Annotated in this window: 19 protein-coding genes; 10 read left to right on the plus strand and 9 right to left on the minus strand. The window is 69.0% G+C overall.

Annotation, left to right across the window (positions count from 1 at the left end; translation table 11 throughout):
* Positions 1–148: 148 nt before the first annotated feature.
* Together ABZ951_RS25425 and ABZ951_RS25430 are read right to left on the minus strand one after the other, a co-directional pair.
* On the minus strand, positions 149–418 hold the full coding sequence (locus ABZ951_RS25425; RefSeq protein ID WP_344088101.1) for a hypothetical protein: 270 nt from the start codon (positions 416–418) through the stop codon (positions 149–151).
* 322 nt (positions 419–740) lie between these two features.
* On the minus strand, positions 741–1475 hold the full coding sequence (locus tag ABZ951_RS25430) for an SDR family NAD(P)-dependent oxidoreductase (protein ID WP_344088104.1): 735 nt from the start codon (positions 1473–1475) through the stop codon (positions 741–743).
* Between the two features lie 150 nt (positions 1476–1625).
* Here ABZ951_RS25430 and ABZ951_RS25435 point away from each other — a divergent pair, with 150 nt between their 5' ends.
* Positions 1626–2258: a helix-turn-helix domain-containing protein gene (locus tag ABZ951_RS25435; RefSeq protein WP_344088107.1), complete on the plus strand. Its 633-nt coding sequence runs from the start codon at positions 1626–1628 to the stop codon at positions 2256–2258.
* A 41-nt stretch (positions 2259–2299) separates the two neighbouring features.
* Here the strand turns inward: ABZ951_RS25435 and ABZ951_RS25440 are convergent, their stop codons facing one another.
* Positions 2300–2617, minus strand: a complete 318-nt coding sequence (locus ABZ951_RS25440; protein WP_344088351.1) for an asparagine synthase-related protein — start codon at positions 2615–2617, stop codon at positions 2300–2302.
* A 78-nt stretch (positions 2618–2695) separates the two neighbouring features.
* Positions 2696–3049 (minus strand): hypothetical protein, encoded by a 354-nt coding sequence (locus ABZ951_RS25445; RefSeq protein ID WP_344088110.1) that lies wholly within the window; start codon positions 3047–3049, stop codon positions 2696–2698.
* 180 nt (positions 3050–3229) lie between these two features.
* Between ABZ951_RS25445 and ABZ951_RS25450 the strand changes: the two genes are divergently transcribed.
* From ABZ951_RS25450 to ABZ951_RS25480, 7 genes are all read left to right on the plus strand, one after another.
* A complete protein-coding gene (locus ABZ951_RS25450; RefSeq protein WP_344088113.1) occupies positions 3230–4102 on the plus strand; it encodes a hypothetical protein in 873 nt (290 codons plus the stop codon).
* An 8-nt stretch (positions 4103–4110) separates the two neighbouring features.
* Positions 4111–5190 carry an SDR family oxidoreductase gene (locus ABZ951_RS25455; protein ID WP_344088116.1) on the plus strand — a complete coding sequence of 360 codons (1080 nt, stop codon included), beginning with the start codon at positions 4111–4113 and terminating at the stop codon, positions 5188–5190.
* A 28-nt stretch (positions 5191–5218) separates the two neighbouring features.
* Positions 5219–5509, plus strand: a complete 291-nt coding sequence (locus tag ABZ951_RS25460; RefSeq protein ID WP_344088119.1) for an acyl carrier protein — start codon at positions 5219–5221, stop codon at positions 5507–5509.
* A gap of 47 nt (positions 5510–5556) precedes the next feature.
* Positions 5557–6492, plus strand: a complete 936-nt coding sequence (locus tag ABZ951_RS25465) for an acyl-ACP desaturase (RefSeq protein WP_344088122.1) — start codon at positions 5557–5559, stop codon at positions 6490–6492.
* A 46-nt stretch (positions 6493–6538) separates the two neighbouring features.
* Entirely contained in the window at positions 6539–7375 is an 837-nt protein-coding gene (locus ABZ951_RS25470) for a beta-ketoacyl synthase N-terminal-like domain-containing protein (RefSeq protein ID WP_344088125.1), read from the plus strand.
* Positions 7372–7704, plus strand: coding sequence for a hypothetical protein (locus ABZ951_RS25475; protein ID WP_344088128.1), 333 nt, complete (start codon positions 7372–7374; stop codon positions 7702–7704). The genes ABZ951_RS25470 and ABZ951_RS25475 overlap by 4 nt, the downstream gene beginning before the upstream one ends.
* A 404-nt stretch (positions 7705–8108) precedes the next feature.
* Complete coding sequence (locus ABZ951_RS25480; protein WP_344088131.1) at positions 8109–9527, plus strand: cytochrome P450; 1419 nt, start codon at positions 8109–8111, stop codon at positions 9525–9527.
* A 548-nt stretch (positions 9528–10075) separates the two neighbouring features.
* Here ABZ951_RS25480 and ABZ951_RS25485 read toward each other — a convergent pair.
* Together ABZ951_RS25485 and ABZ951_RS25490 are read right to left on the minus strand one after the other, a co-directional pair.
* The gene (locus ABZ951_RS25485) at positions 10076–11260 is read right to left on the minus strand and encodes an aminotransferase class I/II-fold pyridoxal phosphate-dependent enzyme (RefSeq protein WP_344088134.1); all 1185 of its coding nucleotides are present in this window, start codon (positions 11258–11260) and stop codon (positions 10076–10078) included.
* Between the two features lie 33 nt (positions 11261–11293).
* Positions 11294–12697 (minus strand): MDR family MFS transporter, encoded by a 1404-nt coding sequence (locus ABZ951_RS25490; protein ID WP_344088137.1) that lies wholly within the window; start codon positions 12695–12697, stop codon positions 11294–11296.
* Between the two features lie 165 nt (positions 12698–12862).
* On the opposite strand from ABZ951_RS25490, the gene ABZ951_RS25495 reads away from it, so the two are divergent.
* Complete coding sequence (locus ABZ951_RS25495; RefSeq protein WP_344088140.1) at positions 12863–13432, plus strand: TetR/AcrR family transcriptional regulator; 570 nt, start codon at positions 12863–12865, stop codon at positions 13430–13432.
* Positions 13433–13756: 324 nt separating this feature from the next.
* Here the strand turns inward: ABZ951_RS25495 and ABZ951_RS25500 are convergent, their stop codons facing one another.
* The 3 genes from ABZ951_RS25500 to ABZ951_RS25510 form a co-directional block, all read right to left on the minus strand.
* Positions 13757–14269, minus strand: coding sequence for a restriction endonuclease (locus ABZ951_RS25500; protein WP_344088143.1), 513 nt, complete (start codon positions 14267–14269; stop codon positions 13757–13759).
* A 169-nt stretch (positions 14270–14438) separates the two neighbouring features.
* Positions 14439–15131 carry a hypothetical protein gene (locus ABZ951_RS25505; RefSeq protein ID WP_344088146.1) on the minus strand — a complete coding sequence of 231 codons (693 nt, stop codon included), beginning with the start codon at positions 15129–15131 and terminating at the stop codon, positions 14439–14441.
* Positions 15132–16346: 1215 nt separating this feature from the next.
* A complete protein-coding gene (locus ABZ951_RS25510) occupies positions 16347–18893 on the minus strand; it encodes a hypothetical protein (RefSeq protein ID WP_344088149.1) in 2547 nt (848 codons plus the stop codon).
* A gap of 415 nt (positions 18894–19308) precedes the next feature.
* On the opposite strand from ABZ951_RS25510, the gene ABZ951_RS25515 reads away from it, so the two are divergent.
* A complete protein-coding gene (locus tag ABZ951_RS25515) occupies positions 19309–19524 on the plus strand; it encodes a type II toxin-antitoxin system RelE/ParE family toxin (protein ID WP_344088152.1) in 216 nt (71 codons plus the stop codon).
* The last annotated feature ends 579 nt before the right edge of the window (positions 19525–20103 follow it).

A 20103-nucleotide genomic window follows, 5' to 3' on the forward strand; every position in this document is an offset into this window, starting at 1 on the left:
ACGGGAGCGGGCGCGCCGGGCAGGCCGCCCGGTACCAGTCTCCCCCGCCCCTGGCCCGTCGCCCGGGAGCTGACCGGCATGTCGACACCGGCATAGGCCCGTTGGCGGCAGGCTGGCCGTACCCCGTGCACGGAAGGCACAGTAGTGGTCAGGGGCAGTCTCCGGACCAGTCGAAGTCGTCGCGGTCGCCGGGGCGCGGTTCGCACAGTGCCCGGCCGCCGGGCCCGTACCGGCCTATCTCCGTGATCAGGGCCGCGCCCTGGCCCAGCTGCTCATCCGTCCAGCCGGTCACGTCCAGCAGCAAACCGTCCAGCGGACCGCCCACGAGCTCGCGGTAGACGTGACCGGGCTGTGGGCCCGGGTCAGGATCATCGTGATCAGCACCGTAGACCCTGCCGCGCGGGATGTGCTCGTCCATGCCCGGCAGCATTCCCAGCCACCACTGACAACCACAGCCGGCGCCAGTTCCGGCAGGACACAGGAGTATGCGCGGCGTCGCGAAGGATGCGTGGGCCCACCGGACCCCCTGAGCAGGGACCGGACGAGATCTAGGATCCGCCACTTCGCTGACAATGAAGGCGATCCATTGACAATGGATTGAAAACTCCGCAGGCCCGTTGTCAACGACTGCCTACCGTAGCGGACGTTGTCGATGCTTTCCGGTCCTCGTCAGTGCGCGGTGCTCATCCTTCGTGCCGCCTTGGGTATGGCGGCACGGAGCACGGGCAGCGTCGCAGGCGCTACGCCGTGGTCTGCGGAGTTATCGACTCGGGGTGGAACTGCTCGACACGGTCGCGCTTGGTGTACATGTTCCAGTAGTGCTCTGCGAGGTCGTCCGGGTCGACGACCGGGAATCGCGGACCGTCGGCCGACTCGAAAGCGGCCTGGGCCGCGGCGGACACCTCACTGCGGGCGATCAGCGACGCGATGGTCAGGGCGCCGACGTAGATACCTGTGTCAGCCAGCTCGGCGTTGAGGGAGTACAGGTAGTTACGGGTGGCGGACATCACCGGGCCCAGGCCGCTGAGGTGGGGCATCGGCTGCGCCGCTGAGTAGCCCTGCGCCAGCAGGAAGGCACCATCGCCGCGCTCGGTCCACTCAGGCAGCACGGCCCGGACGACCTCGACCGGGGTGAACAGCAGCAGCGGGGTCAGGCTCTCCAGGGTGGCCGCGTCCAGCTCAGCGGCCGGGGTGAAGCCCTGGTCGCCGCTGATCGGCCCATACGCGACCACGTCGATCCGGCCGAAGCGGCTGCGGATCGCCTCGACGAGGGCGGGCACCTCGGCGGGCTTGGAAAGATCGGCGGAGAACGCGACTGCCTCAATGCCCTCACCGGCGAGCACCTCGACGAGGGCGTCCAGCCGGTCCTTGCGGCGGGCCACCAGAGCCACTCGGAAACCTTCGCGCCCGAAGCGGCGGGCCACGGACACACCCAGACCGGTACCGGCACCAAGAACGGCGATCACTTTGGACATAGGACTACCCCTTGCCGTAGCAGCGTACTTGACCCTTGGGTCAACTTACCTGCCGAAGGTAGCATGCAACATGACCCTGGGGTCAAGTTAATTCGCTGAGGGAAATGCGACCATGGAGGCCGTAGTGCCAGAGCCAGGAGGAACGACCGGATGCGGGCCGACGCGCAACGGAACGCGGAGAAGCTGCGGGCAGCCGCCGCCGAGCTCTTCCAGGAGCGCGGCCTCAAGGTGCCCCTGAAAGAAATCGCCCGCCGGGCCGGTGTTAGCCACGGCACTCTCTACAACCTTTTCGGCACACGCGAGGCGCTCATCGACGAAGTGGTGGCCGGCCTGGCCGCGAACCGCCTCGGCGAAGCCGCCGAGCACGCCCTGTCGTTCGAGGAGGCCGGGGAGGGGTTCGCGTACTACATCGAGAGGGTCTGTGAACTGCAGGCCACCGATCCCGCGGTCGCCGATGTCGTCAGCGGACGCTTTCCGGCTGCCGAGCGCCTGATGGCCATCTGCGGCCAGGCGCAGGAAGCCGCGACACGGATCATCGAGCGAGCCCAGCTGGCTGGCGCCATCCGCCCGGACTTCACCGGCGAGGACCTCCTGCTCTTCTTTGGTACCAACGCTTCGCTCGCTCGCGCAGTCGCCGATACTGCCCCCGACGCCTGGCGCCGCCAGGTTGCCTTCTTGCTCCAAGGACTGGGCACGGGAACAGCGCAGGGGCCGCTTTCTGTCGCCCCGCTGACCCCGCAACAGGTGTACGAAGTGATGGGCAGGCTCGCCAGCGCGCCGTAGCAGGTGGGGACCAGGACCCAGTGCTCACGAAGCTGCGCTCCCTAGACGAGAAGCGCCCTTGCCGGCGATACGCGAAGCCCGCCGATGACGGCCCGCAGGGTGGAGGCGTTGGCGGCGAACCCTGCGTAAAGGCTGCTGGTGCATTCCGTCTTCGTCTGCCGCTGCAGCACGAAGTCGGGGACCGGGCCGGCGAACGCTGCCTGCGCCAGGGGTTTGTAGAGGCCCGGCTGCAGCCGCAGGTAGCCGAGGATGGACAGGCGCGCGTCGACGACCGGGGTGTCGAGGAACGGTGCATGCACACCGATCCCCCACCGCTGGCGGGCGATGGCGTCGAACGTGGCGTGGCCCGAACGGGTCAGCCACCCAGCACCGGGCCGTGCCCTGCACCACGCAAGGCTCTCCCCCGCGGACGAGGACGGTCTCCGGCCGCAGGACCTTCATGGCCGGTACGGGAGGGCGATGGTGAAGGCCGTCATCATGATCTTGGCGCGCGGGTGGGCGCGGCCGTCTCTCGCGAGGGGAACATGAAGCTGACGCCCGACCAGCAGGCGAGCGCGGTGGAGCCGCTGGCCGAACAGGCCGTCGTTGCGGCGTGCGCGCTCGCTGATGCCGTCGACGGCCTGGAGCGCGAGCGCGGTGGAGGACGCGGCCGCCGCCCTGGAGGTGCTGGCCGGCGTCCTCGCGCAGCTCGATCCGGAGTGCGCGGAGATCCTGTCCGTCGTGCCCGTCGCCGCGGCCGCCGTGCGCCCGGTCCAGTTGCTGTCGTCACCCCGTATCAGGCGTGGGCCCACACCTGGCCCTTGCCGAACTTGTCGGCCGTCATGCCACTTTCCACACGGCGACATCACTTTGGCGGATCGCTTCTCAATTCGCCACTCTGCCCTGCGACGATCTGCGGCTGGTACGACACATGTGCCTGCCCTGGCCGACCTGATACCCAGAATGTGCCTCTTTTTGGAGTATGTGGGTTCATGGTGCAGATCGATGCTGTATGGGTCTATGGAATCGGCGCGGGATTCGCTCTGGCCGATGCGCCGCGCTCCGTAGTTCGGGGCGATCGGACCCCGGCCTTCACACACGCCCTGGGCTATCTCGCGGTGTTCTTCGCACCGTGCGGCGTATGGCTGCTGACCGCCTTTCCGAGCTGGGAGACGATGCACGTGCTGTCCTCTCCGCCCGGTTGGGTCGCGGGTCTGTTCTGTGCCGCGACAGTGGTGTTCGGGCTGGTGGGGTTCGTCTGCACGGCCGGACTGCTCGCTCGTGGCAAAGAGGGGTGGGCCTTTCTGCAGTGGATCTGGCCGCACGCCGGGCTGTTCTTCGTACTGATTTATGGCTGGGACGGAACAGGGCTGGAACGCTTTGTGACGACAGACCGCTCGTCCCTCGCCGCGGCGGTCTCGCAGTCCGTACCCGAGCTCGCGCTTCAGTGGTGCGGCACGCCGGTCGCCCGGACCCTCATCGGTATGGGGGTCGTCGTGATCCCCGTCATGGCCTGGATGGTCGCACGGTGCCGGACCTCCGCCTCGGGCGGTGCCGACCGGCGGGCCGGGTGGCGCTTCGCGTGCCTGCTCACCGCCACCGCCGTGGGCCCGTGCCTCGCCGTGGCGGTGCTCGCGTCCGTGGGGGCAGCTCTGGTGGGCACGGTGCCGGCCTGCGCCCTCGTGGTCACCGGGCTCTGCTGGGTAATGCGGCCCGGCACCACCCTGGCACGCTGGGTCTCCGCACAGGCGCTGCCGGCTCCCTCGGCGGTTCAGGGCAGCCCCTGCTCGTCGCGTGCGGATGTGCCACTGCCCGCCCGTCCTGCCGTACCGGCGGGCGCCCCCGCGCGTCGCCCGGGCCGATGAGGAGCGCCGTGGCGTCGCCGAGGGCGCAGACGGTTCTGCTGACCGGCGCCAGCGGGCAGGTCGGGGCCCCTGTCCTGCGGGCGTTGGCGGCCGCTGGATACGGTGTGGTGGCCTTGGTGCACCGCACGGACGCTCCCGGTGCATCGGCCACCGTCGAGGGAGATGTCTGCCGCCCGTCGCTCGGGTTGCCTCCGGGGCAGTACCGGGAACTGGCCCGGCTGGTCGACGTCGTCGTGCACTGTGCGGCCGCGACCGCCTTCCGCCCGGACGCGCACCGCACTATGGCGGTGAACACCCACGGCACCGAACGTGTCCTCGCGTTCGCCTCCCATGCCCAGGCCCGCCTGATCCATCTCTCCAGCGCGTTCGTCACCCGGGCCGAGCTGGTACGGCGCAACATCGCCGCCTACGCGGGGGCGGGCGCGGAACCCATTTACACCTACCTGGACAGCAAGCAGCGGGCGGAACGACAGGTGAGAGACGCGCACGTGCCCCACGTCATCGTGCGACCGTCCCTGGTCATCGGGGATTCGCAGACCGGCCGGATGGATTGTCTGCAAGGAGTGCCGACGCTCTTGGTTGCCGCTCTGGCCGGGTGGCTGAAGTGGTTGCCCCTGGCCCCCGAGACGACGGTGGACGTGGTGCCCAGTGACTTCCTGGCCCGTGCCATCGTGGAACTTGCTGCCGACGCGTCGTCGAGCGGCACCGTCTGGGTCACGGCGGGGAGCGCCGCACCCACGATGGGCAGACTGGTGCGGCTGCTCGGCTCCGGAAACGCTCGACGCACCGGGCAAAGCGCGGGTCTGGACCTGCTCGACCCGGTGTCCTCCTTGCAGCGCCTGGAGCGGTGGGCCGGCGGGGGCGTGGGATCGGTGCGCCTGATGCGACAGGCGGTGGCCCAGTCGGCCGCTCTTCACGGTGCCGAGCCGTTTCCGTCCATGGACCGTGTTCTCCCCGGGATCACACGACCGACGGCCACCCTGATCGAAACGACCTGGCTGCGCACCGCCACTCACCTGATCGAACATCATGTGCCCGCCGATCGTCGGCCGCTGCTCGGAGCGCAGCGAGCGAAAGCGAACGCGTGACATCTTCGCGAGAGGAGCCCGATTCTCCATGGAGCACATCGCTCTGCCCGACCACCTCGTCCTGCTGTTGACGGAGCACTTCGAGGTGACGCCGGAGCGACTGACGCCGTCGACGACCTTCGAGGAACTCGATATGGATTCCCTGGCCCTGATGGAATTGGTGGTCGCGGCCGAGGAGCGGCTGGGGCTGGTCCTGCCGCAACAGGCTCTGGACCTGGCGCCTTCCGCCACGCTGGGCGAGGCCGCCCGGGTACTGCCCTCGCCCGTGCCGCCCCGGCAGCGGTCAGCCGGCGCTCCGTCGCCGCTCACCGCCTCGTGATTGAGCAGGCCGCGGGTTATCGGTACGGCAGAGCCGATGGTCTCGACGTGCTGGCGGAGCTTGAGCCGTGGGTGGCTCGTAACCTCGACCGACACCTGGCCGCCACCCCCACCTGCTATCCGCACCAGCACGTTCCCTGGGGAATTGGCAGCGGCTTCGCCGGCCCCCTGGGCGGCCGGCCGTGGCAGCCGGAGGAAGCCACACTGCCACAGGCCGTGCGCGATGCGCTGATCGTGAACCCGCTGACCGAGGACAACCTGCCCAGCTACCACCACAAGATCGCCACCCGGTTCGGCCGGGAGGGAGCCTGGGGTACCTGGGTGCACCGCTGGAACGCGGAGGAGGACCGGTACGCACACGCCCTGCGCGCGTACCTGACTACCACCCGTGCCGTCGACCCTGTCGCGTTGGAGCAATGCATGCGGCACCTGTGCCGCGGCTTCGCTTACGACCGGCCTTCGGTGCTGCACGCCCTGGCCTACGTCACAGTGCAGGAGCTGGCCACCCGCGTCGCGCACCGCAACGCCGGCCAGCACTGCCCCGATGCGGCGGGGGCCGCCTTGATGGCCAGGGTCGCCGCGGACGAGAACCTGCACATGATCTTCTACCGGGATGTCTGCCGCACGGCGGCGGACATCCTGCCGGACCTCTTCCTGCGCACCTACAGCGAAGTCCTGGAGGCCTTCCGCATGCCCGGCCAGGGCACGGCGGAGCTCACCGCGCGGGCGGCCCGCATCGCCGCAGCGGGCATCTCCGACGTACGCGTCCACCACGAACAGGTTGTCCTCCCTCTGGTCCGCCACCTGGGCCTGATGGACCGCACCGGACTCGGCCCCGTGGGCGAACAGGCCCATGAGGCGCTGGCACGGTATCTGGAGGACCTGCGCCGACGGTCAGCCAGCCTGGAGGCCCTGCGGCCGCGCCTCACCTCTCCCGCGCGTGCCGGCGTTCCCACCGGACGGGACGGTCATGGCGGCGGCTGATGTCGTGGTGACGGGCTTGGGACTCCTCACTCCTGCGGGGGCCACAGTGGAAGCAAACTGGTCCGCGCTCTGCGCGGGCGAGTCCTTGGCCGCGGCCGATCCCCACCTGGACGGTCTGCCCGTCGACTTCTCCTGCCGGGTGCGGGACTTCGACGCGGAAGCGGAGCTGGGCCGGGCCCGGGCACGGCGCCTGGATCCGCCCGCCCGCTTCGCGATCGCCGCCGCCCGGCGCGCCGTCGCCCACGCCGGCCTCGACCACCGGAGCTGGGAAGGTGATCGGGTCGGTGTCGTGCTCGGCGTGGGGTCCAACAGCCTGGACACCTACGGCGCAGCGTTCGGTCACCTGGGCGCGGCAGAGCCTGAACGCGTGTCCCCCCTCGCCCTTCCCCGCAGCGTGCCCAACATGGTCGCCGCCGAGGTCGCGATGGACCTGGGGGCCGGCGGCCCCAACTTCACGACTGCCAGCGCCTGCGCGTCCGGAACCACCGCCCTCGGTATCGCCCGCGATCTGCTGCGCTCGCACGCCTGTGACATCGTTCTGGCCGGCGGCAGCGAATCCGGCTGCTCACCCATGAGCGCGACGTGCTTCGCCCGGATGCGTGCCCTTTCGCGTCGCCGTCAGTGTCCCCGGCTGGCCAGCCGCCCCTTCGACGCCGAGCGAGATGGCTTCGTCCTCGGCGAAGGTGCCGCCGTCTTTGCCCTGGAGCGGCGGTCGACGGCCCAGGCCCGGCGCGCACCGGTCCTGGCCATGCTCCGCGGATACGGCGCCAGTTGCGACGCCCACCACCCCGTCTCCCCGCACCCGGGTGGTGACGGAATCGCCCGTGCCCTGCGTGCCGCGATCGACGACGGCGACTGCGTGCCCGCCGGCGTCGGGCAGTGAACACCCACGGAACCTCCACCCGCCTCAACGACGCGGCCGAGGCGGCGGCCCTCGCCCGGGTCTTCGCCGGCCACTCGCCACCGGTCACAGCGTCCAAGGGAGTCGTCGGACACGCCTTGGGGGCGGCCGGCGCCATCGAAGCTACCTACACCGTGCTGACCCTGCGCCACCAGCTCATCCCGCCAACCGCCAACTTCGCCCATCAAGACGGCGAGCACAAAATCGACATCGTCGCCGGTGCGCCCCGCCCGGCCCGCATGACCGCCGCCGTCAGCTCATCCTGCGGCTTCGGCGGCCAGAACGCCGTCCTGCTGTTCACCCTCCCCTGAAGCGGATCCATGCCAGCTCACACCCGCCACCCCGCCATCTCCCCGGCCCAGGACCCGGTTCTCCTGACCGGGGCGGCGCGCGGCACCGGACGGGCCGGCGCGCTGATGCCGGCCGCCCACGGATTCCACGTCATCGCGACGGCCGGATCGCCGCAGGCCGCGGATGAACTTCGCCGGGAATCCGCCCAGCTTCGGCGGCCCACCCGGTCCGCACGACCGTGCAGAACCGCCGGCCGCAGGCCCGGTGCATCGTCGGCTACACCGGGTGGCTCGGTGCCCTCGACCGGTTCGCCCTGCTCGATCACCAACGGCGTCGAGCGGGCCCTTCGGTTCGCGGACCTGCCACGTCCCACAGCGTCCCGCGCCGGGCGGCGGAACTCCCCTCTGACGACAGGAACTCCTCCATGCGACAGCCTGCACCACCTCCCTTCGCGCCCGGACGGCACCGGCTGTTCGGGCACCTTCGTGCCGTGGCCTCGGACCATCTTCCGTTCCTCCGTGCGGCAGCCGACACCGGGCCCGTCCAGCGCCTGAGGATGGGGCCCGTCACCGCCTACCTGGTCACTGAGCCGAGTCTGATCCGCCAGGTCACCCTCGATGCCTCCACCTACCGCGGCGGCCGTATCGCCAAGGGCCTGCACCACCTCGTCGGTGACGCGACAATCACGCTTGACGGGCAAGCCCACCGCACCCGCCGCCGCCACCTCCAGCAGACCACCTTCCGCCCCGAGCACGTGGAGCGCTACCGGGCGATTTGCGCCACTAAGGCTGCCTCGCGGTGTGCTGCCTGGACGCCCGACGCGCCGCTGGACATCGTCGACGAAATGCTCCGCCTGTGCATCGACACCCTGATCACCTCCGTCGACGCCGAGCGTGACACTCCTCCCGCGTCGATCGCGGAGCTGGCCGCTGCTACGACGATCATCAGCCAGGGCCTGCAGCTTCGCATCGCCCTGCCCCGCCTCGCACCGCATCTGCCCATCCGGGGACGTCTGCGCTACCCCCGAGCCGTCCACCGCGTACACGACGAGATCGCCGCGATCCGCGCCGCCCGCGCCGTCGGGCACGACACCCGCACAGAGCTCCCAGCCCAGCGGCAAGACGCCCACGCCGCCCACGCCGCTCTGCGCTCGTGCGGCCGGGCCACCGACACCCTGTCGCCCAACGAGGTGTGCGACGAGCTGGCCGACATCGTCGCCGGAGGTGTGGAAGCGCCGGCGCTCCTGTGCGCCTGGGCACTGCACGAAGTCGCCCTTCGCCGGGACGTCGAACGGCGACTGCACGACGAGGTCGACACGCGACTGGCCGGACGCGGCGCACAGCCGGGCGACCTTCCCCATCTCCCGTACTCACGCAGCATCGTCATGGAAACCCTGCGGCGACGACCGGCCTTCCCGCTCATCGGCCGGGAGCCCGTGACGGACACCTGCCTCGACGGCTTCCGCATCCCCCGAGGGCGCCCGGTCCTCCTGAGCATCTACTCGGCACACCACCAGACTCGGTGGTATCCCGACCCCGAGCACTTCGACCCCGAGCGATGGCTAGCCGGCCGCGTTCCGCAGCCACCCCGCCAGGCTTTTCTCCCTTTCGGAGCCGGAGCCCACCACTGCCCGGCATCCACCCTCGCACCCGACCTGGCCACTCTGGTCCTCGCCACCGTCGCCTCCCGGCACCGCCTGCGCCACCTGGAGGGAATCCTGCCCCGGGCCGTCGGAGGGTTCACCCTGCGGCCGGAACCCTTGATCATGACCAGCCGGCCGCGCGCCCGACGCCCGGACGCACCCCAAGGCGCACGGCACACTGACAGGACCTTCCCGGTCTGAACGGCCTGGTAGGGCACGAACGCCGTGTCCACCGCCACCGCCTGCCCGATCCGACCCGCTCCCCGAAGCGATACCCACCACAGCCAGACGTTGGAGTGCCGCACTCGGGACAGGGCGCGCGCGTCGCGGCGCGCGGCTGCGTTACCGATCCGGTTCTGTCGGGACCGGGGCCGGCGCGACTGCCCGGCGGCCAGTAGGGGGCGCAGCAGTCGGGTCTACGCGGTGAGGGTGGCGGAGCAGAAGGCCCATCCCTTGGGGTCGTGCCAGACCTGGCCCGGATGATCGCTGAACCACCGCAGAGCGCGGGCCCGGATCTCCTCAGCGAGTCGGTCGTGCTCGATGTCCGTGGCGGCAACCGTTGAAGGGCAGGAGGGCGACTGCGAAGTCCGCGAGGGGTTCGGGTCGGGGGAAGACGGAGGCGTTGTCGTACCGGACCGTGGTGACCTTGCCGAATACCCGGTGCAGCAACGGCGGCAGGGTGTCGCTGTCGACAGCGTTGACGGGTGATGCGGTGGAGGGGGCGGCGTCGGCGTCTTGGATGACTGCCCCTACGAGGTCGTGGGTGCGGGGCGCGGTGCTGGCGTGGTTGACGGTGGCCGCGAAGGTGCCGCCCTCCGTAGGACTCGTGCCGCCTCGCGGAGCGCGTGGAGGGGGTCGAGGACGTGGTACAGCATGTGCCGAGCGGTGACGATGTCGAAGGCCCCGTGGATGAAGGGGTGGATAAAGGGCAGGTTGTCGGCCGAGGCGTTCAGTGCGGTGATGCGGCTGGTGGTGGTCTGGCGGACGGCCTCTGCGCTGGTGTTGATGCCGGTCAGCTGACCGGTGTGCCCGTCGTGGTCGAGGTCACGGAGGAACTGTCCGGTGCCGCATCCGATGTCGAGGAGGTCGGCGTCCGATGGCACCTCAAGCCGCTCTCGGACGGCGGCGTCGGGAGTGTCTGGGTGTTCGCTGTAGAGCCGGTGGGTGGTGATGCGGACCTGGAGCGGGTTCAGGTCTGCGTATTCGGCGGTGACGGCGTCCTGGTGGGCGGTGGGTCCCGTGGTCAACGCGGGCTCCCGTTTCTGTGGGGCGGCCAGGGCGGTGGTGATCCGGTCGAGGGCAGCGTTGAGCAGGTCGGGTGTGGTGGCGAAGGAGAGGCGGGCGTACCGGGGTGGTGCACCGAATTCGGGTCCGGATTCGAGGAGCACGCCGTGCTGGGCCAGGGCCTGGTGCGCGGGCTGCGAGCCGAAGGTGTCGTGGAAGTCGAGCCAGGCGAGGTAGGTGGCGGGCCCGGGCTGGTAGCTGACCTGTCCCTGGTGGGGGCGTAAGGCCTGTTCGACGAGGTCGCGGTTGCGGCGCAGCTGGTGAAGGGTGTGGGTGAGCCAGGGGCTGTCGGTGGCGTAGGCGTCGGCGATGGCGGCGAGTTCGCGGTGGCTGAGCGTGTGGCCAGTGGGGTTGTGCGGATTGCACAGGTGAATGGCCCTGGTGCGCGCGGTGATGTGCTGCTCAAAGTCCTCGCGGTTAACCCCGCGGTCAGGGTCGATGGGGACGGGTACGGCCGTTGCGCCTGTGTGGGTGATCGCTTCGGGGAAGAACCGATAGGAGAGGGCCAGGAACAGCGCCTCGCCCCCGGGCTGAAGGAGTTCGGAGAAGATCAGGTAGGCGCCATGGAGGGTGCCGGCCAGGAGCCAGAAGCAGGTGTGGGTGACGTCGGCCCGGTAGCGGGTGCGGTAGTGGTCGGCGAGGACCGCCATATCAGCCCATCGCGGTCGCAGTCTGAATGCCCGTCAGTCCTTGCTGCTGTCCTGTGCTTTGTCTGCGGTGGGGGGCGTCGGCTCGGGGGGATCGGGCAGGAGCAGGCAGAGCGGCATGGCGGCGGCGGTGAGCGCCACGGACCACCAGAACGCGTGATCGAAGCCGTCTGCCAGGGCGTCGGGGGTGTGGGCGTCGCCGATGTTCCGCTGGAGGATGACGATGAGGACGGCGACGCCTACCGCGCCGCCGATCTGCTGGGCGACTCGGGTGATCATGCTGGCGTCAGGAATCTCCTCGTGCTCCAGCCCGACGAAGGCGGCACCCATGGGGGCGATCATGGCAGCGCCGAGGGCGACGCCTCGGGCGAACAGCGCGGCCATGAGCAGGATTTTGTCGGTGTCGGCGGTGACGAAGGCGAACGGCACGGTGGATGCGGCGACAAAGGCGAATGCCACGAGCGCCACCGCGCGAGGGCCGACCCGGTCCATATACCTGCCGGCCAGGCCACGGGCTACGAGGGCGCCGACTCCCTGAGGAATGAGCAGCAGCCCGGCGCCGAGCGGGGTCGCACCGCGGACCTGCTGGAAGTACAGGGGCAGCAGCATCATCGAGCCGAACAGGGAGATCCCACCGAGGAAGAGCAGGGTGGACGACGAGGCCACCGAGCGGTGCCGGAACATACGCACATCGACCAACGGGGCAGACGCCCGGGTCAGTGCCCGGACGGTGAAGCCCCCGACCAGGGCGATCCCGGCGAGCAGCGGAATGAGGACCTGGGCACTGGCGAAGCCCGCGCTGCCATCGACCTGGGAAAGGCCGTAGAGCAGGGCCGCGGAACCTGGGCAGAGCAGGAGCAGGCCGACCGTGTCCAGACGGACGCGCGGGCGGCCGGCTTCAGGGCGATCGTCGGGCAGGTTGCGACGGGCGAGCCAGATCCCCACGAGGCAGAAGGGGATGTTGATGAGGAACAGCCAGCGCCAGTCGGCCAGGGAGAGGATAAGGCCGCCCAGGACTGGGCCGAGGATCGGGCCGAGTGCCGTGGGCACGGTGATGATGGCCATGACCTTGCCGATGTTGCGGCCCTTGGCGGTCTGCATGAGCAGGGTGTACATCAGCGGCATCATGATGCCGCCGGCGAGGCCCTGGACGATCCGGAACGCGATGAGGCTGGTGGCGTTCCAGGCCAGGGCACTCAGGATCGACCCGGCCAGGAACCCGCCCAGAGTGACGACCCACAGGCGGCAGCCGCCGAGCCGTGACTGGGCCCAACCGGCAAGCGGAATGGTGACGAAGACGGCCAGCATGTAGCCGGTGCTGACCCACTGGATGGTCGACAGCGTCGTGTCGAGGTCTTCAGCCAGGTTGTTCAGGGCGACGCTGACGATGGTGGTGTCGAAGACGACGCCGAGAGCGCCGACGATGAGAGTGATCGCCATGCGCGACACGGTGGGATCCACTCGGCCGGGATCAGCGGAGACGGCCTCAGCCGCACGGGAAGTGCTCACGATCGACACCTTAAGATAGAGGCACCTTTCTTACGTCGCCCAAGATAAGCCGGTATCGTAAGAAAGGCAACTCTATCTAAGCTGGGAGGGCGGACGATGGCTCAGCGGCGTCGCGGGGCGGAACTGGAGAAGGCACTCCTCGATGCGGCCTGGGGTGAACTCGCCGACAACGGCTACGCCAGGTTCACCATGGATGCCGTCGTCAAGCGCGCGGGCACCAGCCCGCCTGTGCTCTACCGCCGCTGGTCCGATCGCGACGAACTCATCCGGGACACCATCGTCCACATTCTCAAGGCTTCCCGTCCCGCCGCCCCCGACACGGGAAGCCTGCGAGAGGACCTCCTCGCCCTCATGCGGCACATTGCCACCGAGCATGTGCAGCTGATCACCGTGATGTACGCGCACCTGGCTAGCTACTACCGAGAGACGGGGAGAAGCCCCAGCAGCCTGTTCGATCCCGTCGCGACGGGCCGCGCGGCAGCGCTCGACGAGGTGTTCGATCGCGCTGTCGACCGCGGCGAGATCCGGTCTGAAATCCTTACCGAGCGCATCAAGACCCTCCCCTTCGTCCTGCTGCGCCACGAGATCCTCATGACATTCGCCCCGGTACCCGATCACGTCCTCGAGGAGATCGTCGACACGGTCTTCCTGCCCCTGGTGCGCTGACCGCCCGCACCAGCTCTCGCTCGATGCTTCGTGTCACCAACCTCATGAGATGGCACAGCTAGGGATTCGGGCATGGTGGCGCTTCCTCCTTACGGGAGTGGAGCGCGGCCCGGGCTTTTGCGGTGACAGCTGCGGCCCGGCCCCGCTCGTAGCCCATGGCGCAGCAGGTCTGCAGGAGACCTCCGTTGAGGTCTGCCGGGCAGTCCGTGAGTGGACCTCGCCGCAGACCGCACTGACCACACGTCGGCTCCCCGTGCCCACTGCTGCGGGCCGGGCTACTGGGTGGAAAGGTCTTGGACTGCAGCCGATGACCGACGTGGTTGTTCAGTTGTCCGGGGTCAGCTTGCGGTTGGTCCCAGAGCGGCCGATATCCAGGTCAAGGAGCTTCGTCAGGACTGTGCCGCTAATCCAGAAACCAAGCAGATCGACATCGACGAGGACCAACCGATGTCGGGCAGCGAAGGACCTGGCCTGCTTGGTGAACTTGCATGAGGCGACGAAGAGCGGAACATCCGCTCCGTGTTCGCTGCGGGCGGTGCCGTTGAACTTCTGGAGGTCAGGGCTGCCGACCGTGCGGTGCTTGGCATACCGCTTGCACTGCACCACGAGCTTCCGGCCGTCCGGCAGCCGGCCCATGACATCGGCGCCCAGATCGTTCATGCCGCCCACCCTCCGCACCTCGGTGCAACCATCCCGACGGCACAGCTCTGCGACGTACTCCTCGAACTCGCGGTCTCCCAGCGACCAGACCGCCTCCACCGACCGTAAGGCCTGGATCCGTGCCTGTTCCGCCAGCCGGGCCTTCTCCGCACGCGCCTCACGACGCCCAGCACGCACCAAAGCTCCTACCGCGACTCCTGCGACCAAGACGGCTAACACCACTAACACCACTGTTCCCCCCACCTCGGTGCCTCCCTTGACTCGAATTGACTGTCCGCGCTCAACAGCGTCCCACCCCCAGCAGTGACCCGTCCGGCGAGCCAAGTCACTGCCCAGAGTCGGTCAGCTATTTTTCGGTCGCGATTTTTCCCATCTTCTCGGCGTAGTTCAGCATGGCGTTCACCGTTCCCGTGGCCAGCGGGCGGTGGCCGTTGGAGTCGGGGAACGAGTATGCCTCCACGTAGACGTGGCCACGTGTGCCGCCTGCGAGGGTCTCATGGTTGCCGAAGAGGAAATAGCCGTCCCGGGATCCATGGACGGGGCCGTTGTACTGCTTCTTCAGGACCGTGATTCGTTCATCGGCATGTTTGGCGGCATCGGACGGGCTCCGATAGATCTCAATGTGCGCATTGGGGCCGTCGTAGTCTCTGAAGGGGTCGTACTCCGGTGGCCAGTCCAGTTCGAGGGCCACGGCGTCGACGCGCGGGCCGGCGTCACCGATCTGCACGTCCTCGAATCCCTTGACCCACATGCCGCCCGGAAGAGGCTCCGTGAAGGGGCCTTTGCGGATCAGCCCTGCCAGGTAGCTGGCGTTGATGCGCGTCTTGGCGCCGGGGGGATTGGACGCGGGGTCCGGATTTTCGGCGAGAATCGGCAGGACCCCGATGGCTGCCAGGAATGACGTCGCAATGAGTCCCGTGCGCGTCCGCCAGGACGCGGGCAGGCGAATCACCACCCCCGCCACGACGCCGCTGGCAAGGAACAGCACGCTCAGGCGGAATGCCCTGGGCTGAATGCCGATGGTCAGAAAGACCACCATGACAGCGGCGGCCAGGACGAGAGAAACGGTAACCGCAATGCGCCGTGCATGCTGTCCGGGCCGGTCTCCGTCACCATTTGCTGTCACTGCTGTCCCCCCGGCTGCGGGATCACGGAATTCCGGCCGTTCAGCGGGATTTTATTATGTTCCAGTGCCTTCAGGAGTCTTTCTCCTCTGCGGATGAACGCCGATGTCCTGGAGTCGCCGGTGCTGCGGTGGTGCCGTCCGTCGGCGGCGGTACCTGGGGCCCGCGCTGAAACCGGCGGGTGGCGCCGTACCGGAGGGGACGGCCGGGCGGGGCCTGGTGGTTGCAGGCCGTCGCACCGGAGAAGCGAGCGCGGACGACGGGCTTCCGTGGTCAGGTGCCCGCTTCCTGATGACGCGGGCCGGACCAATGGCATGCATCGCACTATTCATACAAGTCGACTCAAAAAAGCGACCCGCAGAACGGGCCCCCTGGCGGTCGTTCGTGACGGCCTGCGGGTGATCGGGGCCATCCGGGGGCGGGAGGCCGCCTGCGGGCCGTACAGCGGTTCCAGCCTCCCGTTACACCCCCGCACCGCTTAGCGTCGCGACGTACAACCCAGCCCGCCCCCCTGCGCGCCTGGGCATCGGAGCTCTCCCGACACAGGGCCTCCACCGCCGGCATCGCCCACAGCGCATCCGCCCTCGACCAGGCCCGCCCGCAGGTTTTCGAGATCCTGGTAGCGCTGGAGAAAGCCCCCCGCCGCCACCTCGCCGAATCCCTGGAGCACTGGTACTCCAAGGGCAAGGGCAGCACCTGGCTCCGGGAGCACGCCGTGCGCGGCCGGCTCCTTTCTCCGGTTCGGTGGCCAGCCAGTCCCGCCAGGCAGGCTTCATCCGGGAGAGCCTCCCCGAGGGCCCCTTCGAACGCAGAGCCTCCGGCCCACCGTCCTGCCGGCGCGCGTGCCAGGCATGCGCGGACTTCCCGGACACCCGCAGCCGCCGTGCGACCAGCGGCGGCGCCATCCCTTGCGCGAATAACGCGGCTGCCTCGAAGCGCGCTTGCTCCCGTCGAGCACACTCCTTCGCGGTCAGGCCGCCCCCCATCGGGATACCGCATGACACCGGGATGCACCCACCACGAAGATCACGGGCACCCCAAACCGAAAACCTCAGGAGCCGTCGGCGAGGAAGGCGTCCGCAGGTGCAGGCGCCTGCGGGAAAGGGCGGTTGCCGGTCCGCACCGCACTGTCATGTCTGACTGTCAGTAGGGCGGGTCGGCCCGGGAAGATCTTCCGGCGTGCGGCCGAGCAGCAGTTGGTCGAAGAGGGCTCCCCCACCGTTGCTGAGCAGGCTCATGCTGGTGACCCTCGGCAGTCTTCCGCCCGTGAGGGCCCACAGGTCCACGCGTACGGTGGTCCATTCAACCGGTCGGTCGCCCGGGACGCAATGTTCGACCAGCACGCTGTCGGGAAGCCACGTGACGTCCCCGATGGACACCACGACCGAGGGGCTCGGCCAGGCCACTCCGATCCGTACGCTCATCCCCGTGGTCTCCAGGCTGGTGGCCTTCCAGGCGAACTGGAAGTACCGGTACTGACCGGGTTCGGGATGCTCCCTGATCTCGAAGTCCCAGTCGGGGATCGTGTGGCCGAACGTGGCGCCCATACGGGCGGGGTTCGCCTGCCCCGGTCCACTCATCCGAAGGGACGTACCGCCGGAGAAGGCGCCGCCACGCTGGAAACCGAACCTGGGATTGTGAGCGTGCTCGAAGGACGCCCGCAGGTCCTCGGTCCGTTCGTCGAAGAGGACCGCGCGCCCGCGCCGGGCGAGCACGTCACGGTGGGAGCTCCCCAGCGGGCGGCCGTGGAGTACGAGTTCGCCGAGCCGGATGTTGCCGGCCGGCCAGCCGGCTCCCCCGGTGGTGGTGAACCGGAACCTGGCCGCCCGGAGTGGCGGTTGGATCGGGTGGCTGTGCAGTGCTTCGTCCGACAGCAGCATGGGGCCGTCGTGCCAGACCTCCTTCTCGGCCTCCCACCACTGGAGCCGCACGTCACGCAGCCACGATCCGGGGTGTGCGGGATCCTCGGCGAAGGTGATGCCGGTGAGCTCCACCTGGGTGCGGAAGGTGTCGACGGTCAGCAGAAACTTGCCGTAATACCCGCTGTCCACGAGGTTGACCAGCGCCCAGGGCAGCCAGGGCGCTGCGGGCGGGTCCGCCCTGCCGTCGTACAGCGTCTCGACGGGGTTCTGTGCCCGCAGATCGATGAGGGACGGCGGTTTGGTCAGCTCCGCGCCGATCAGCTCGGCGCTGATCAGGGCATGGGTGTCCTTGATCAAGTTGGGCGTCAGTGCGAGGGGCGGGTGGACGGCGTTGCCCCAGCCTGTCCTGCGGACCACCGGCGTCGGGTCCGGAGCCAGCAGTGTGGGGCGGATGTCGGTCTCGGTCGGGGCGAGCCGGCTCTGCCAGCGTGGCCGCATGCCGGTGTCGTAGCGGACGACGGTACCTATCCAGGTGGCCGCCAGCAGGTCGCCGTCGGGGAGCCAGGCCGGTACCGGCAGGGCCCGTAGGTCCGGGGCCGCCAGTACGGTGCCGTCGCGATCGAGCACCACCAAGGTGCCCAGCTCGCTGCCGACGGCGACCCGCGTCCCGTCCGGCGAGACCCGGGGGCGGCTCAGGAGATCGTCCCCGGTGTACGTCCACAGCAGGCCGCCGTCGGCGTCGAATACCTTCAGCTGCGCGCGGGAGGTCACGGCGATGAACGACCCGTCGTCCGAGACGGAGACCTCCTCGGCGGGTGTCGCGATGGTGTTGGCGAGCGCCCCGCCGCGGATTACGTACAGGCGGCCGCCGGCGGCGTTCGAGGGGATGATGACGGTGCCCCGGTCCCCGCTGACCGTACCGCCGCCGAAGACACCCGAGTCGGTGACCGTGATCGACCAGAGGGTGGTCCCGTTGACGGCCGAGAGGCCGGTGATGGTGTTCTGGGAGAAGGCGACCAGTGTTGCCTCGTCGACGGCCAGCAGTCGCAGGGGTCCACGGCGGTCCGCCCACCACTGGTGCGCCCACCTTTCAGAGCTTTCAGAGTCCGAGTTGTTCCACAGGGCCAGGCCGAGGTCTCCGCCGGCGGCGACCCACGAACCGTCCGGTGCCACCGCGAAGCTGTTGAGCGCGTTGTCGAACCCCACTTCTGCCCGGGCCCAGTCGGTTGCCTTCTTGGGCAGGCCGAACAGGGCGAACCGGCGTCGCACGGTCCCGTCCTCGGCGAGCAGGTACAAGTGGTAGCCCTCGGCGCTGTGCATGTCGAAGCCTTGCGCGGCGAACCCCCTGGACCACGCCGTGGGCGCGAAGGCGAAGAAGTGCCCGATGCGCCGGCGCCGGTCGACGCGTCCGGTGGCGAGGTCGAGAACGTAAAGGTTGTGATCCCAGGCGAAGGTGTTGAGCAGGGCTGTCCGCCCGCCGGAGGACACGGCGATGTCGCGTACGTGCGGGCCGAAGGCGTCGGCGGACGCTGTCGGCAGTGGGCCGTGCACCAGGGGCACGACGGCGTAGACCCGCGCCGGCACCGTGCGCAGGTCGGCGGTGAACTCGCCGCCCAGCACGGTGACGCGGTCCCCGGTGAGCAAGTCGATCACGGTGTGCAGCAGCGGGACCTGGATCTTCAGCCTGGCTGTCACCGGAATCCGGTGAGTGTTCAGCAGGCTCACCCGCCAGGCCAGGCCGGGTTCCCAGTCGAGCATGGTGTTGTTGACCGCCCAGATGTAACGGACGGAACCGGAGGGGGTTCTGTCCGGCACTGGCCAGGTAGATCTGCCCGTCCCGCCTGAGACCGAGCCCGAGCCGGGCGTTGGCCACGTCGAACTTCGGATCGTGCCGGGAAACGATTTGTTCCAGAGACTTCACGATGGCACCTTCATTCCCCGAAAGGTCCGATGTAGCATCTTTCAGGTTCCCAGCAGGGGAGAGATCGACGCAACGACCGGGGTGCCGGGCGTCGTGGTCCAGGTATACGCCCATCCTCTCCGCCCGGCCTCGTCCCGCTCAGCCCCCGGGATCAGGCGCCTGATCCACCGCCTCACCCGCCGCTGCCCGGCACTCATCGACCACATCACGCGCCGGCCGCGCTTACGCCGGAAGGCAAACCAAGCCCGCATCAGACACTGCTGTCCCCCTTGCAGGGAACTCGCGTGGGAACAATGCCCGGGTACACCGGTGCAGCCGCGCTCCGGCCCATGGCCCCCGGCAGACCCCGACGGGGTACGCCAGTTCTTCACCGCCGTCGACCATTTCGCCGACGAACCGCGGCCCCAGGGCGAGTTCGGCAACGCCGACGTGCTGCGCATCCACGTCGGGGACTACCGCATGATGTACGAGATCAGTGACCAGCAGGTCCGGATCAGCGTGATCCACCTCGGCCGCGTGCGCTGACCAGGCTTCTCCCGCCCAACGGACGCGGGCCGGGGCTCCAGGCGCCGCGGCGCAGCCACTTCCCGGCCGGCCTTCTCGGCTCGGGCCCGGCACAAGGCGGCGGCCTCGGTCGCCGTGGTCACTACACGGGGCTGCGGTCGCGCTGCTGCATGACAGCGAAGTAGTCGGCGTGTGCCGTCTCGACTGCCTCCGGGTACGCCTGGGTCTTCTCGTGCTCGGTAAGCGCACTCGACCGGCACTCCTGCACGGCCACGAGCCCTATTCCCCTCTTTGTGCCAGTTATTGTCTTACTTGGTAGCGCTCCCGGCGTACCGGGAAACTGCCGACTCCTCCGGTATGGGGCCGTTTTGGACATCCAGGGTCGTGTTCAAGTCAGAGATCCCAAAGAAGATTGTCATATACAGCAGTCTCACTGGATCGTCGTTATGCAAGCACCGGACGAGACGACACGATGGCCACTCCACAGGTCCATCGAGGTGCTTGACGAGCACTCCGCGGCCCACGGCGGCCGCGCAGTGGAAATCCCATTCGACATTCGAATCAAGGGGAACTCGTGATCTCAAAAGCCAAGAAAGCCAT

It is taken from the genome of Streptomyces sp. NPDC046215 (assembly GCF_040646215.1).
GTDB lineage: Bacteria > Actinomycetota > Actinomycetes > Streptomycetales > Streptomycetaceae > Streptomyces > Streptomyces stramineus.